Annotated in this window: 9 protein-coding genes and 1 pseudogene; 6 read left to right on the forward strand and 4 right to left on the reverse strand. The window is 65.0% G+C overall.

Translation table 11 applies throughout. The features are described 5' to 3' along the window. The first annotated feature begins 56 nt into the window (after nt 1-56). Nucleotides 57-314 carry a hypothetical protein gene (locus DLM86_RS27145; RefSeq protein WP_110843199.1) on the forward strand — a complete coding sequence of 86 codons (258 nt, stop codon included), beginning with the start codon at nt 57-59 and terminating at the stop codon, nt 312-314. A gap of 123 nt (nt 315-437) precedes the next feature. Here DLM86_RS27145 and DLM86_RS27150 read toward each other — a convergent pair whose 3' ends face one another. From DLM86_RS27150 to DLM86_RS27165, 4 genes are all read right to left on the reverse strand, one after another. Next, nucleotides 438-2,921: an ABC transporter permease gene (locus DLM86_RS27150; RefSeq protein ID WP_110843200.1), complete on the reverse strand. Its 2,484-nt coding sequence runs from the start codon at nt 2,919-2,921 to the stop codon at nt 438-440. Then, nucleotides 2,918-3,604: an ABC transporter ATP-binding protein gene (locus tag DLM86_RS27155; protein ID WP_110843201.1), complete on the reverse strand. Its 687-nt coding sequence runs from the start codon at nt 3,602-3,604 to the stop codon at nt 2,918-2,920. The genes DLM86_RS27150 and DLM86_RS27155 overlap by 4 nt, the downstream gene beginning before the upstream one ends. Nucleotides 3,605-3,706: 102 nt before the next feature. Next, nucleotides 3,707-4,978: a HAMP domain-containing sensor histidine kinase gene (locus tag DLM86_RS27160; protein ID WP_110843202.1), complete on the reverse strand. Its 1,272-nt coding sequence runs from the start codon at nt 4,976-4,978 to the stop codon at nt 3,707-3,709. Beyond that, nucleotides 4,975-5,685: a response regulator transcription factor gene (locus DLM86_RS27165; protein WP_110843203.1), complete on the reverse strand. Its 711-nt coding sequence runs from the start codon at nt 5,683-5,685 to the stop codon at nt 4,975-4,977. The genes DLM86_RS27160 and DLM86_RS27165 overlap by 4 nt, the downstream gene beginning before the upstream one ends. Before the next feature lie 203 nt (nt 5,686-5,888). Between DLM86_RS27165 and DLM86_RS27170 the strand changes: the two genes are divergently transcribed. From DLM86_RS27170 to DLM86_RS27190, 5 genes and pseudogenes are all read left to right on the forward strand, one after another. After that, nucleotides 5,889-6,941, forward strand: a complete 1,053-nt coding sequence (locus DLM86_RS27170; protein WP_158289685.1) for a phosphotransferase enzyme family protein — start codon at nt 5,889-5,891, stop codon at nt 6,939-6,941. Between the two features lie 92 nt (nt 6,942-7,033). Further along, nucleotides 7,034-8,833 carry a Rieske (2Fe-2S) protein gene (locus DLM86_RS27175; protein WP_110843205.1) on the forward strand — a complete coding sequence of 600 codons (1,800 nt, stop codon included), beginning with the start codon at nt 7,034-7,036 and terminating at the stop codon, nt 8,831-8,833. A gap of 189 nt (nt 8,834-9,022) precedes the next feature. Beyond that, nucleotides 9,023-10,026, forward strand: a pseudogene (locus DLM86_RS27180) (LLM class flavin-dependent oxidoreductase). Between the two features lie 327 nt (nt 10,027-10,353). Beyond that, nucleotides 10,354-12,660 carry a putative bifunctional diguanylate cyclase/phosphodiesterase gene (locus DLM86_RS27185; protein WP_110843206.1) on the forward strand — a complete coding sequence of 769 codons (2,307 nt, stop codon included), beginning with the start codon at nt 10,354-10,356 and terminating at the stop codon, nt 12,658-12,660. A gap of 425 nt (nt 12,661-13,085) precedes the next feature. After that, a complete protein-coding gene (locus DLM86_RS27190) occupies nt 13,086-15,215 on the forward strand; it encodes an ATP-binding protein (RefSeq protein ID WP_110843207.1) in 2,130 nt (709 codons plus the stop codon). Nucleotide 15,216: the final 1 nt, after the last annotated feature.

Consider the following 15,216-nt stretch of genomic DNA (forward strand, 5'->3'; position numbering starts at 1 on the left):
CGTTAAGCGGAACCGAACGAATCTTCAATCGATACTCGAGACGGAGGAGGTCTATCGTGAGCGGGAATACAGGGAACGGGCGGCCGGATTACGGCCGTCTGCGGGATTCGCTGCGGCGGCTGTTCCGGGATGCGGGGTACGTCGACGGCGAGCTGCTGGAATGGGTCGACGCGGCCGAACGGGATGAAGCGGAGCGCGAGACCGCGGAGCGGCTGCGCGCCGAGAACGAGCGGCTGCGGCAGGAGCTGCGCAAGCTGCGGGCGGTCCAGGCGGCCGGTATGTCGAGCCGTCTGCGCGACGCGCTGCGGGAGTAAGCGGTATTATGAAATAAGATGGGCGGCGCAAAAACGGCGAGCTCGAGGGAGTCCCTCGAGCCCGCCGTTTTTAGTTGTGCCCGATGTTGGATTGCGGGTGAACGAAGGCAAGCGTCATAGCCGTCACTCGACGTGCCGGATCGAATCGACGATCGCGAGCCGATTCAGCCTTCGCAGCGGCAGGATCGCGGACAGCAGGATGATCGCGGTCGTCCCGGCGAGGGCGAGTGCGACGGAGAGCCAAGGGAACCGCCAAACCGGCACCATATCCGGAAACTCCGCCGATAGGAAGCGGTAAACGGCCCAGGTGGAGCCGACGCCGAGCAGCGCGCCCCAGAAGCCGCTGTGCAGGGCGTACAGGAGGCCTTCGGTCCGGACCATCTTCCGCAGCTGCCGCTCCGACATGCCGATCGCCCGCATGACGCCGAATTCTTTGGTGCGCAGGACGAAATGGGTCGTCATCGTATTGACGATGCTCAAGGCGCCGATCGCCGTCACGATGGCGATGAAGGCGTACAGCAGGCGGGTCGCCTGATCGAACTCCGCGCGAATTTGCTCCTTCTTCCGCTCGAACGAGACGAATTGGCCGTTGTTCGACTTGGCGATCCGCTTCAGCGCGTCCTCCGCGGCGGCGCGGTCCGCGCGCTCGTCGAGCCGGACGTCGATTTTCCGGTACAGCGTACCGCCGGAGAACGATTCGTAAAAGCGTTCGTGTCCGACGGCGTGCAGCCCTTCGGGCATCGCCCCGACCTGCGGAAACTTCTTCACGACGCCGCCGATCCGCACGGTCCGCGTGTCCGGGGCGTAGCTCCAATTGTCGTTCCTCGGTCCGTCCACGAGCTGCATATGGCCGAGCTCGATCGTGTCGCCCGCCTTCAGCAGCGTCTTCGGCTCGTCTCCCGATTGGATGAGCAGCATGTCCTCGCCCCGAGCAAGCCTCTCCTTGTCGATTCGGCCGTCGATCAAGTACGACTCCGCTTTGTCCAGCAGCTCGTCGGAATAAAAATACGCCTTCACCATCGTCGTGTACGAGCCGTCCCGGGCTCGCGGATTCGCGAGGTAATCCTGCTCGCCGTCCAAGATCGTCCGGAAGTCCGGCGTCAGCCGGTCCGGGGCCAAATACGTATACCCGTAGCTGATCCGGGTCGGGAATACGTCGCGTACGCCTTCGATCGCGCGGACGGACGCCAGATCGGCTTCGTCGAAGCCGCGTCCTTCCCGGTTGCTGCCGGCCGACAAGTAATAGTCGGCTCCCCATAGAAATTGGTGCCGGATGCTCGCGGCGGGGTCTTGGATGGAGACGAAATAATGAACGCCGACGAACAGCGCGATCGCCACCGACATGGACAGGACCGTAACGGCGAATCGGGACTTGCCGCGGCTTACGCTGCGATGGGCGAGCAGGCCCGCCAAGCCGAGCCACCGCCCGTACGCCCGGCCCGGCTTCGCCCGGAAGCCCGACGGCGGACGGCTCCCGGCGGCGGCTTCGCGCAGCGCTTCCAGCGGCGAGACGCGTCCGGCGACGATAGCCGGCCGAAGCGCCGCCAGCAGCACCGTGGCGAGCCCGACCGCCGCCGCCAAAGCCGGCACCGTCCACGGCGTCACGAGCGCGGGCGCGGGCGAGCCTTCGAAGACAAAGGAGGCGGCGGCTTGCAGGGCGCCCCATCCGAGGGCGATGCCGGCAGGGATGGAAACCGCGCATAGCAGCAGCGCCTCCCCGATAATGAGCCGGCGAAGCTGCCGCGCATTCATGCCGATGGCGCGCAAAATGCCGAACTGCTTCAGCTTTTCCAAAACCGACAGGTGGAACATGTTGTAAATGGCGATGACGGTCGCGGCGGCGTCCACCAGCACGATCGCCAAGGACGGCAAGTCCCGCCCCTTGTACGACCCGTATGCTTCGATCCAGCCGTCGTTATGGTTCAGGGCGGTTTTCCCGATGCCCGCCGCGTCGCGCAGAACCGCCGACCGGGTATAGACGTCGTCGGGGCCTTCGACGAGCCGATCGTGGAAACGGACGTAGACGCTGCGCTCGATCGGGCCTCGAGCCAGTCCGAGAAGCGTTTCGGGGACGACCGCGCCAGCCGTTTTGGCGTCGATCCACGTGCTTTTCGGATTGCTCATAATGCCCACGAGCCGAAACGAGCGTCCGCCGGCCTCGATCGTCTGGCCGAGCCGCGGCTCCATCCGCATCGCGGTCAGCGCCCATTCCGCCAGCGCCACCTCGTCGGCGCGCTCCGGGGCTTTGCCCTGCACGTACGTCAGCGGCAGCATGGAGGCGGCTCCGTCGTTCTCGACCGCGAACAGCGACACCGACGTACCGGCGACGGGGGACGGGACGTCGGCCGTCAGCAGAGCGCCCGACGTCCGGACGCTCGGGTGCAGGCGGATCGTATCCGCCTGGCGTTCGTCCGAGCCGATGAAGCGAACGTGATACGAGCCGTAAACCCGCTCGGCCGTCCGGAAGTTGATCTCCTTCAAATTGACGACGAACAGCGTCATGAACGTCAGCAGCGCGACCGACAGCGTGATGCCCGCAGCCGTGAGCAGCGTCCTTCGTCTTTGATGGCGCAAATACCGGGGAATCAAGCCGGCGTACGATTTCATGCGCTCACCGTCCTGTCGTCGACGACGGCGCCGTCGTCGATGGTGACGATCCGGTCCGCCGAAGCGGCGATCTGAACGTCGTGCGTAATCATGACGAGCGTCTGGTGGTATTTGCGGATGGACAGCCGGAGCAGGTCGAGCACCTCCTGCGTCATGTTCCGGTCCAAATTGCCCGTAGGCTCGTCTGCGAAAATAATCGAAGGCTTGCAGGCGAGCGCCCGCGCGATCGCCACCCGCTGCTGCTGGCCGCCCGACAGGGCGGACGGCAGATGGGAGCGCCGCTCCGTCAGGCCGAGCCAGCCGAGCAGCTCCTCGATATAGGGGCCGTCCGGCGTTTTGCCGTCCAGAAGGAGCGGCAGGACGATATTTTCCTCGGCCGTCAGCACGGGCAGCAGGTTGTAGTATTGGAAAATAAAGCCGAACTTGCGCCGCCGCAAAACGGCCATCTCCTCCTCGCCGAGTCCGGTCATTCGCTTGCCTTCCAGCAGGATGGAGCCGGACGTCGGCCGGTCGAGGCCGCCGAGCAGGTGGAGCAGCGTGCTCTTGCCCGAGCCGCTGGCGCCGACGATCGCCACGAATTGGCCTTGATGAAGCGTCAGATCGGTCGGCTTCAGGGCGTGAACGGCCGTCGCGCCTTCGCCGTACGTTTTGGTCAGTCGGATCGTTTGAAGCAATGGTTCCATAAGCGTGTCCTCCTCGCGTGCATCGCCTGGTTGATAGGATCAGAATAGCGGAAGGAGCTTACGGTCCGATGCAGGGGAAGCTTACGTTTTCGTAAGACGGCGTCAGCCTTCGGCCGACGGGCCGAACAGCGGAAACGTCATCGTGAAGACGGCGCCTTGCCCCGGCTCGCTTTCCGCATGCAGGCGGCCCCCGTGCTTGTCGGCAATCAGGCGGGCGAGCGAGAGGCCGATGCCGGTGCCGCCGCGGCCGGAACGCTTGGCCGACTTCCCTTGGTAAAAGCGGTGAAACAGAAACGGGAGATCCTCCGGATCGATCCCGGGACCGCTATCCCGGACGGCGATCGACAAGGACGCCTCGGTCGTGCGGACGGAGACGCGGATCGAGCCGTCCTCGGGGGTAAAGTCGATCGCATTGCCGATCACGTTGCCGAGCGCCTCCCGCAGCCAGAACGGATCGTGGCGGAAGGAAGCCGGCGGTCCGGACGTATCCAGCGTCAAGTCGATCCGTTTCCGCTCCGCTTGCGGCTTCCAGGTATCGAGGAGGGGGGCGATCGTATCGACGACGTCCGTCGCCTCCATCCGCAGCTCGATGATGCCGGCTTCGAGCCGCGACATCGTGAGCATCGAACGGATGAGGCGCTCCATCCGGAACAGCTCGCCCTTGCTTTTCTCCGAGAGCGTCTCGCGCTCCTCGGCGGACAAGCCCGCATCCGACAGCAGCTCCTGGAACAGAAGCAGCGAGCTGAGCGGCGTTTTCACTTGGTGCGACACGTCGGAGACGAGCTGCCGGAGGCGCTCCTTCTCCCGGTCCAGCTGATGCAGCGTCAGCTGGAGCCGGTTCGACAGCTGATTGAACTGGTGGCCGAGAATGGACAGGTCGCCCTCTTCGCCGTCCGGGAACCGGACCCGGAAATCGCCGCGCATCAGATGGTCGGCGCCGGCCGATACGTCCCGGACGGTCCGGTAAATGCGGCGGAAGGCGAGCCACGCCGCGGCCCCGGCGGCGGCGAACAGCAAGCCGAAGACGATGGAGACGCCGAGGAACAGCCGGCCGGGGGACATTCGCGCCTCGCGATATTCCGCCATCGGCAGGCTGTCGATATAGCCGAGCGCCCCGGCGATTTCCATGCCGCGGAAGAAGTCCGCGTCCGTATAGCCTTTGCCGTACAGAGACATGAGCTCCTCCGCCGCCTTCGGATCGATGGACGAGACGCGTCCGATCGCGGCCAGGTCGGCGCGGGTCTGCTCGCGATTCCAGCCGTCCCAGACGAACTGCATCCAGAACAAGGAGACGACGATCGCCCCGGCGAACAGAAGCGCGGCGGCGACGATTAATCGCTTCATCTCGCGGTTGCGCAGCAGCGAGCCGTTCATGACCGCTCGCTCCTCGCGTCCCACTTATAGCCGACGCCCCGGACGGTGACGATATAGACGGGGGCGGACGGGTCGGGCTCGATTTTCTCGCGAAGCCGGCGGATGTGGACCGACAGCGTATTGTCGTCGATAAATTCGCCGCCCGCGTCCCACAGCCGCTCCAGGATGACCCGGCGGGTCAGCGTCTGCTGCGGGTGACGGACGAGTGCGGCAAGCAGCTTGAATTCGGTCGGCGAGACGGCCGTCTCGACGCCGTTCAGCCTTACTTGGTGCCGGGCCAGGTCGACGGTGACGGGGCCGGAGCGGATCGTGTCGCCGTCAAGCGCCGCGGCTTGTCCGGCGTGCATGTCCGCCCGGCGGAACGCCGCGCGTATGCGCGAGACGAGCTCTTGGACGCGGAACGGCTTCGTGATGTAATCGTCGGCTCCGCTTTCGAGGCCGAGCACGATATTCACCTCTTCGTCCGAGGCGGTCAGGAAAATGACCGGCACGGTGGACCGGCTGCGGACGTCGCGGCACAAGTCGATGCCGAAGCCGTCGGGAAGACGGTTGTCGAGCAGCAGCAGATCGAACGCCCCGTCCCGGAACCGCTCTCGCGCCTCGCCGATGGACCGGGCGGAGGCGACGCGCCATCCTTCGCGCTGCAGCGTGAAGGAGACGCCGTACTGCAAAGATTCGTCGTCTTCGACGAAAAGAATCGTTTTCATATGCGCGTATCACCCAGAATCAATTATAACGAAATGCTCCATGGAACCCTACAAGCAAATCGTTTATGATGAAATCAACCTTCGGAAAGGAGTGATGCTACGCATGAACAACAAGGTGATTTCGGTATAACCGAAACAGACCGGCCACGGCGGAAACGCCGTGGCCTCTGACTTTTATAGAGGATATGAAGGAGTGCGAGCGAATGACGGTGGAACGATACAGGGAGTACGAGAGCGGGTTTCTGACCGAAGCCGGCAAACGGTACGGCGTGGCGCCGGAGCGGTTCCGGCACGTCGGCGGCTTCGAAAATTTGATTTACGGCTTCGAGCGGGACGGGCGCGAGTATATCTTGCGCGTCACGCACGAGTCGCACCGTTCGGCGGGCGAGGTCGCGTCCGAGCTTCATTGGATGCGCCATCTCGCGGAGCATGACGTCCGCGTCGCCCGCCCGGTCGAAGCGGCGGACGGGCTGCTGCCGGGGGACGTGCGGACGGAAGCGGGAACGTTCCTGTTGAGCGCGTTCGAGAGGGCGCCGGGCGGTCACGTCGATGCGCGCCGCCCCGAATGGGGGCCGCGGCTGTTCGAGCGGTGGGGCGAGCTGACCGGCCGGATGCACCGGCTCGCCGCCGGCTACGAGCCGCCTCCGGGATTGTCGCGCCGGCGCGGGGGAGAAGCCGAGATCGGGGAGGCGGCCGATTTCGCGGCGGAAGCGTTGGAGGCCGCGCTCGGCGACGGAGCGGACCAGGCCGACGCCGCGACGCTCGAGGAACTGGCGCACGCGTTCGGCCGAGCGGTGGAGGAGGCGGAGCGGCTGCCGAGAAGCGCGGACGGCTTCGGCATGTGTCACCGCGATCTGCACCACGGCAACTTTTTCGTGGACGGCGAAGGCGGGATGACGGCGTTCGACTTCGACGATTGCGGATACGACTTCTTCATCCAAGACGTCGCAATGCCGGTTTACTACGGGGCGGTATTCGGGGTATGGGAGAAGCCGGAGTTCGATCCGCGCGCGGCGTCGGCTTCGGCGGAACGGATCCTCGACTCGTTCCTGCAAGGATACGGGCGGGAACGGACGATCGGGGCGGACTGGCTTCGGCGGCTCCCGCTGTTCGTGGAGAAGCGGAGGGTAGACCTGTGCCTCGTCCTGTTCGGCGAATGGGGCCCCGGACATTCGAACGAAGCGCAGCGGGCATGGCTCGCCTGGAATGCGGACGCGATTCGGCAAGGCGTGCCTTGCCTGGAGCTGAAGCTGTAAAGGCGGATGACAAAACGGACGGTTCTCCGTGATATAATGGAAACATACGGAAATCGTATGCATTCCTGAATTGAATCGGAGGTGGACGCACCGTGGTCGATGGGTGGATCAAGGCCGGGACGGTGGAGGAGCTGCGCCGGGAGGGCGCCAAGGTGATCAAGGGCGGCATCGCCGTCTTCGCTCGCGAGGAAGGCGTGTTCGCGCTGGACAATCGATGCCCGCATATGGGCTTCCCGCTCCATATGGGCAGCTTGTGCGACGGGATGCTGACATGCCATTGGCATCACGCGCGGTTCGACGTCTGCACGGGCGGTACGCTCGACTTGTGGGCGGACGACGTGCCGGCGCACGAGGTGAAGCTCGAAGGGGACGTCGTCTGGGTCAATCCGAAGCCGGCGCGGGCGGGAGGAGCCGAGAGGCACGTCCGGCGCCTTAGGGAAGGGCTGGAGCAGAACTTGTCGCTCGTCATCGCCAAGTCGGTCGTCGCGCTGCTCGAGGCCGGCGTCCCGGAGCGGGACATCGTCCGGATCGGCGTCGAGTTCGGCACGGCGAACCGGTCGGACGGCTGGGGCTCCGGCTTGACGGTGCTGACCGCGATGGCGAACGTGCTGCCGAAGCTGGACGGCTACGGCCGGATGCTCGCCCTGTTCCACGGGCTGCGCCGGGTCGCCTCCGATTGCGCGGGGCGTCCGCCGCTGTTCCGGCCGGAGCCGCTGCCGGACGGCGGGCGCGACCCGGCCCGGCTCGCCGCCTGGTATCGTCAATGCGTCGAGGTGCGCGACGCCACGGGAGCCGGCCGGGTGCTGCTGACGGCGATCCGCCAAGGCTTCGAGCCGCCCGCGCTGGCGGAGATGATGCTGGCCGCGGCGACGGACCATTTTTATCTCGACGGCGGCCATACGTTCGATTTCCATAACAAGGCGTTCGAAATGATCGAGCTGCTCGGCGGGGACGCGGCGGATACGGAGCGTATTTTGACGTCGCTGGTCCCGCTGCTGCGCAATCCGTCCCGCAGCGAGGAGAGCCACAGCTGGCGGCACCCGGTCGATCTGGTCGAGCCGGTCCGCCGGGCGATCGGCGAATTGGAGCGTCACGGCATCGGAGTCGGCGGGGCGGTGACGGCTTCGGCTACAGCTACGGCTGCGGCCGGGCAGCCGTACGGGTTCGACGCGGAGCGCTTCGTGTCGCTGCTGCTCGGCGACGAGCCGCTCGAGACGATCCGGGCGATGACGGAGGCGCTGCTCGGCGGCGTGCCGCCCGCCGCTCTCGGCAAGCTGACCGCCTATGCCGCCGCCGAACGGGTGAGCCGGTTCCATACGCAAAACGAATTCAGCGACTGGATCGGCGTGCTTCATACGTTCACCCACGCGCATGCGGTCCATGTGCGGCTCCGCCAAGGCGGCAGCGGGCCGGAGGTGCGGGCGCTGTACCATGCCGCGGTCGCCATTTACTTGGACCGGTTCCTGAACATTCCGCCGGCCCCGAAGCCGAAGCCGGAGCAGTACGGCGGCCGGGGGTATACGACGGATACCGGCGAACTGCTCGCGCTGCTCGACCGGCGGCAGCAGGTCGCCGAGGCGGCCGATTGGGCTTCGCATTATATGGACGCGGGCGGCGACGCGGCGAAGCTGTTCAATGCGCTCGGCCATGCGCTGCTCCGCGAGGATGCGGACTTCCATACGTTCCAGATGGTCGAGGCGGCGCTCGCCGAGTACGATCTGTGGGCGGAGGAGGACGACGGACCGCCGCTACGGGAGCGCGCGAAGCGCACGATGGTGCTGGCGCTCGTCCGGTATGTGGCGGCCCATGCGCCGACGGCGCGGGAAATCCCGCACACCGCCCGCATCGCCTGGCGGCTGCAGCGCGGCGAGAAGTTGTTCGAAGAGGAATGACGTCTCGCATCGGCCATGGCGGATATGCTGCAATAACGAACATACGGGAAAGGCAAACGGATCGCATCGGGCGGACCGTTTGCCTTTTTGTCTTTGTTCGACCGGCGTGTTAGGCGTCTTCCTCCGGGTATGCTACAATATCCGCGAAACCGTTCGCCTGTCGAACGAACCAAGAAGGAGGCGCCGCTCATGCTGCGTTTGGGCGTATTGGACCAGAGCCCGGTCATGCCGGGGGAAAGCTCCGCGGACGCGCTGCACGATACGATAAGGCTGGCCAAGCGGGCCGACGAGCTCGGCTACGCCCGGTACTGGGTGTCCGAGCATCACGATTCGCCGTCGCTCGCCGGGTCGTCGCCGGAGGTGCTCATGGCGGCGATCGGAGCGCATACGAGCCGTATCCGGATCGGTTCCGCCGGCGTGCTGCTGCCCCATTACAGCCCGTATAAGGTCGCGGAACATTTCCGCGTGCTCGAAGGGCTGTACCCGGGGCGCATCGACCTCGGCATCGGCCGGGCGCCGGGCGGGATGCCCGCGGCGACGCGGGCGCTCCGCTACGGCAGGCCGCCCGAGACGGCGGAAGCGTTCGTCGAGGCGCTGACGGAGCTCGCCGGCTACTTGCGGCCGGAGGAAGGCGAGGCCGGAACGGACGAACGGCCGCCCAAGCTCCGCGCCACGCCGCTCGTCCCGACGAGTCCGGACATATGGCTGCTCGGCTCGAGCGACTACAGCGCGGCCCGCGCGTCGGAGCTGGGCGCGGCGTTTTCGTTTGCGCACTTCATTAATGGCGAAGGCGGCCAAGAGGCGGTTCGCCGCTACTTCCGCGACTTTAGGCCGGGACCGCTCGGCAGCGAGCCGCGCGCGAACGTCTGCGTCATGGTCTTGTGTGCAGACTCCGACGAGGAGGCCGACCTGCTGGCCGCTCCGCTCGACTTGAAGCTGCTGCTCCTCGAACGAGGCCAATTCGGACGCACCGTGACGCAGCGGGAGGCATTGGACTATCCGTACACGGACGAAGAGCGGCTGCGCATTCGCCATAACCGGAAACGGATGATCGTGGGGGGCCCGCGCGGGTGAAGGAAGGCTTGCTTCGCTTCGCCGAATCGTACGGCGTCGGAGAAATCGTCGTCAATACGATTACGCCCGACTTCGCTTCGCGGCTGCGCTCCTACGAGCTGGTGGCCGGCTTGTTTTGACCGGCCCCGCTTTGCCGGTCTCCGGTGCGACCGGCGGCCGCGGGTTCTGCCGCACAACGAGCTCGCGAAAAACATTTCGACTTATATTGACACCATACGACATCTATCCCATAATAAAAATAGGTAAAATATCCTTGTGTATAAGCGTTCGGATGGTGAAAGACGATAGAGGCCATCCTGCCGCAAGGCGGCGCCGCCAAGCTGCGGACCCGCCCGGCCCCCGGGACCGATTTGACGGCCGGGCTCCCGAACGCCCCGTCCTTTGGGGGCGGGCCTTGCCGCATTCGTGCGGTTTTTTTGTTATCCGACGAGACGGAAGGGGCGGTGTTGAAGCTGGACAAGCCAATGCGCGACGGCATGATCCGATTCTTTATCCGGCTGGCGGCGGTGAGCCTGCTCGCCACGATCGCGCACGATCTCCTCCTGCACCGGCTGCCGTTTCTTCGCGGGAGCGGCCATATGGTCGGAGGAGCGCTTCATTTCGCGATTATGCTGCTGTTCTCCGCCCCCATCGTACTTGTACATATCCGGCATATGAGAGAAAGCCGGGAGAAAGAGCGGGAAGCCTACGAGCGGCTGAAAGGGAGCGAGACGCTGTACAAACGTCTCGTCGAAACGATGTCCGATGCGGTGCTGATTCATGCCGACGGCGTCGTCGTCTATGCCAACCCGGCCACGTTCCGGATGGTCGGCGCCGACCGGGAGGAGCAGCTGCTCGGCTGTCCGGTGCTGGACTTCGTCCCGGACAGCTTCGCGGAGTCGATCCGGGAACGGATGCACAGGCTGTATCGCGGCGAAACGCTCCCGGCAACGGAGCTCCAGTACGTGAGGCTCGACGGCTCGTGCCAGGACATGCATTTGGCCGATACGCCCATCGAATGGAAGGGCCGCCCCGCCGGCATCGCCGTCGTTCGCAACGTGACCGACCGCAACCGGACGCGGCAGGCGTACGAGCGGATCCAGAGCCAGCTGTCCAACTTGATCGACAACGTCGACGTCGGGCTCTGGTCGGTCGATCAGGTGGAGAACCGGGTGCTGTTCGCCTCCTCGGCCGTCGAGCGATTGTACGGGACACCCGTGGAGCAGTTGGTGGCGCAGCGCGGCAAGTGGCTGGAATTCATTCACCCGGACGATGTGGATCGCGTATTGGCCGTTCAACCCGAGCTGGAGAAAGGCCGGACCGTCCGGCACCAATACCGCCTCGTGGCCGGCGATACCGGCGACATTCGTCATGTCGAGGACCGGACGATACCGGTGCTGGACGAATGCGGCCGCGTGACGCGGCTCGACGGCGTCATTATCGATATTACCGATCGGGTCGAATTCGAGCGCAAGCTGGAACGCGCCGCATACCGCGACGAGCTGACGGGGTTGTGGAACCGCAGGGCGTTCCACGACCGGCTGCAGGACGAAATTCGCGAAGCCGAACGGCTCGGGCGGAAGCTGGCCGTCGTCTACATGGACCTGGACAAGTTCAAAAAAATCAATGACTCGCTCGGCCATTATGCCGGCGACCGGTTTTTGCGCGAAGCGACCGACCGTCTCACCGTTGCGCTCGGCGACAAGGACGTGGCGGCCCGTATGGGGGGAGACGAGTTTACGGCCGTTCTCCGGGAGGCGGAAGACCGCGGGGCGATCGTCGAGACGCTGGAACGGATGCGGCGGCTGTTCCGGGAGCCGTACAAGCTGGACGGGTACGACTTCTACGTCGGCGTCAGCATGGGAGTCTCGATTTACCCGGACGATTCGGAGGACGGGACCAACCTGCTGAACTACGCCGATTCCGCCCTTCTGTTCGCCAAAAAAACGAGGGGCGGGTACCGGTTCTTCGAAAAGACGATGTCGCTCTCCGCGGTCGAAGGCGTCATTCTCGAAACCGATTTGCGCAAGGCGCTCGAGCAGGGCGAGTTCGAGCTCCATTACCAGCCGCAGTACGAGGTTCGGGGAGCCGGTAAGCTGGTCGGCGCCGAGGCGCTCATCCGCTGGAATCACCCGCAGCTCGGGCAAATTCCGCCGGCCAAGTTCATCCCGCTTGCCGAGGAGACCGGATTGATCGAACCGATCGGCGAATGGGTCATCCGCGAAGTTTGCTTGCGCTTGAACGAGTGGAAGGCGAAAGGATGGGCGTTGCCGATCGCGGCCAATTTGTCGGTCAGCCAGTTCCGGAGCGGGACCTTGGTCGACCGGATTCGGGGCATCCTGGATGAGACGGGCGCCGACCCCGGCTTGCTGGAGCTGGAAATTACCGAAAGCATGGCGATGGACGCCGGGCAGGCGTATACGGTACTTCACGAGCTGAGCCGCCTCGGGGTGCAGATCAGCATCGACGACTTCGGCACCGGCTACAGCTCGATGGCGTATTTGAACAAATTCCCGATTCACCGGCTCAAGATCGACCGGTCGTTCATCGACGGCATCGACCGCAACGGGGATAACGCCGCCATCGTATCGGCGATCGCGACGCTCGGCCACCATTTGAACATGAACATCGTCGCCGAAGGCGTCGAGACGCGGGAGCAGGTCGAGCTGCTGAACCGGATCGGCTGCGACGTCGCTCAAGGGTACTACTTCAGCAAGCCGCTGCCGCTTGACCGCTTCGAGGCGCTGGCGGGCAAGGCGGCTTGGGACAAGTAGCGCGCTCCCCGTTTATGAAAAGACAAAACACCGGGCCGGTTCCCGACCTCGTTTCGGAGGACCGGCTCCCTTCCTCAACGATACGCCCCAAACCATCATGCAGCCCCTGCAAGCCGACGGGTAACGTGTCGTCGATTTTCGGCAGCGCATGGATCGTCGGCCTTTTCCCAAAGCAATGCCGCTCCACTCCCCGTATGCCTTTTACAAAATACCCCTCCCACGCTCTCTCATGTCCATAGTCGGGACTTTGCTGCGACATTCCTCCATTCGGTTGGTTCAGCCGGACAGGAAGAGGAGCCGATCGGACAATCGCTCCGGTACCGTTTTTGGTACGCTGGCGGCCGCTCTCCGTTTTCTTGTTGTTGGCGATGACAATAGGTGATATTTTTAAGGAAAATCGAATTTCCGGAATATGAGGCCCGCTGATGAAAAACGTTCTGTTGTCGATGACGCTGCTGCTCGTCCTGGCCTGCGCCTTGCCGGCTGTCCGGTCGTCCGCCTCCGAAAGGCATCCGGCCTCGCCGGGAACGATCGACTTGACCGGCTGGGACGCCGGGAGGGACGGAACGCTGGAGCTGAAGGGCGAATGGGAGATGTACTGGAGCCGGCTCCTCGCGCCGGAGCAGCTTCGGAGCGTCGCGCCCTCGGAAGCGCTGCACGTCCCGGTGCCCGGTCAATGGGGCGAATACCGGCCGAACGGCGAGCCGCTGCCGAACGAAGGCTACGCCACTTACCGGCTGACCGTCCTGCTGCCGGACGACGTCGGACGCGAGACGCTCGCCCTGTACGTCCGCAGCGTCGCCACCGCATACCGCCTCTGGGTGAACGGCGAGCCGCTCGCCGCGAACGGCGTCGTCGGAACGGCGCGCGAGGAGATGGTCCCCGCCAATTACCCCAAAACCGTCTCGTTCGTTCCGCGTCCCGGGCCGAACGAAATCGTAGTGCAGGTCTCCAACTTCGTGCAGCGCAAGGGCGGCCTGTGGGAGGCGATCCGGCTCGGCGAGTCCGGGCAGATCGCCCGCGAGCGGGGGATGCGGATCGGCTCCGAGATGTTCATCGTCGGCGCCATGCTCGTCATGGGGCTGTATCATGTCGGGCTTTACGCGTTTCGCCGCCAAGAGCGCTCCCCGCTGTACTTCGGCGTCATGTGCCTGGCGCTCGCGGCGCGAACGCTCGTGCTGGGCGAGACGCTGGTGCCGTACTGGTTCCCGTCCGTTCCTTGGGAGCTGGCGGTCAAGGCCGAATATGCGTCCGTCTGCGTCGGCTTTACGGCGCTTGTCCTGTTCATCCGCAACGAGTACGTGCGCAAGCCCCGCAACGGCGTGTTAACGGCCTACCTCGCCGTTCAGGCGTCCGTGGTCGCGCTCGTCTTGACGACGCCGGCCCGCGTGTACACTCTTATCATGCTGCCGTACCAGCTGGCGGTAGTCGTTCCGGTATTGGCGTACACGATGTACGTCTACGTACGGGCGTGGATTCGCAAGCAGGAAGGGTCGGCCGTCAATATGGCCGGCTTCGTCGGCTTCGGGGCGTCGGTGGCGGGCGACATTTTGTTCTACAACCGGATCGTCGCCGTCGGCACGATTATCCCTTACGGCATCCTGCTGTTTCTGTTTACGCAATCGGTTCGTTTGTCGTTGACCTTCGCCCGAACGTCCCGCCGGGCGGAGGCGCTGTCCGTCCAGCTGCAAGCGGCGAACGATACGCTGGAGCGGAAAATCGCGGAACGGACCGCCGAGCTCCGCCGGACGAACGGGGAGCTGGAGCGGGCGAACGACGAGCTGTCCCGGATGCAGACGGTCCGGAGGCGGCTGCTGTCCGACATTTCCCACGAGCTCGGTACGCCGATTACCTCCATCAAGGGCTACTCGGCGGCGATGATGGAAGGCGTCATAACGGACGACTACGGCAAGTACGCCCGTCGCATTTACGAGCGGACCGCGCTGATGGAGCGGCTCATCGACGATTTGACCGAGCTGACGAAGCTCGAGACGGGGCAAATCGCGTTCGATTACAAGGAAGTGGAGGCGGCTTCGTTTTTCCGTCTGCTGTACCGCAAGTACGAGCCGGAGCTTCCCGGCGACTCGTACGACTACGGCTGGGAGGAGACGGCCGTCGGGCCCGGCGAAGCCGATTCGGCGATCGTGAAGCTGGACCCGATCCGGATCGAGCAGGTCGTGTCGAACATGATGTCGAACGCGTGTAAATATACGCCCGCGGGCGGGCGCATCCGCATGCGGCTCGAGTTGCGATGGGGCGGACCGGGCCAGGGAGCGGGCGAGGCGGTCGTGTCCGTCATCGATTCGGGACCGGGCATACCGGAGAGGGAGGCCGAGCTCATCTTCGACCGGTTTTACCGGGTGCAGCGAACGGGGGCGGCTTCGGCCGCCGGCAACGGCCTGGGGCTCGCCATATGCAAAGAAATCGTGGGGCGCCACGGCGGGCGTATCGGCGTCGACAGCAAGCCCGGGGAAGGAAGCCGATTTTACTTCGCGCTGCCGATCCGGGAGAGCGCCGTGCCGATGGCGGCCCCGTACGGCCGGAAGGAGGCGTGAG

This window comes from Paenibacillus flagellatus (genome assembly GCF_003217775.1).
Lineage (GTDB): Bacteria > Bacillota > Bacilli > Paenibacillales > NBRC-103111 > Paenibacillus_AB > Paenibacillus_AB flagellatus.

What these genes read in the sequence shown, in the direction of transcription:
- DLM86_RS27150 (WP_110843200.1), bottom strand. Translation starts at nt 2,921, where the DNA reads ATGAAATCGTACGCCGGCTTGATTCCCCGGTATTTGCGCCATCAAAGA.
- DLM86_RS27170 (WP_158289685.1), top strand. Translation starts at nt 5,889, where the DNA reads ATGACGGTGGAACGATACAGGGAGTACGAGAGCGGGTTTCTGACCGAA.
- DLM86_RS27160 (WP_110843202.1), bottom strand. Translation starts at nt 4,978, where the DNA reads ATGAACGGCTCGCTGCTGCGCAACCGCGAGATGAAGCGATTAATCGTC.
- DLM86_RS27165 (WP_110843203.1), bottom strand. Translation starts at nt 5,685, where the DNA reads ATGAAAACGATTCTTTTCGTCGAAGACGACGAATCTTTGCAGTACGGC.
- DLM86_RS27155 (WP_110843201.1), bottom strand. Translation starts at nt 3,604, where the DNA reads ATGGAACCATTGCTTCAAACGATCCGACTGACCAAAACGTACGGCGAA.
- DLM86_RS27190 (WP_110843207.1), top strand. Translation starts at nt 13,086, where the DNA reads ATGAAAAACGTTCTGTTGTCGATGACGCTGCTGCTCGTCCTGGCCTGC.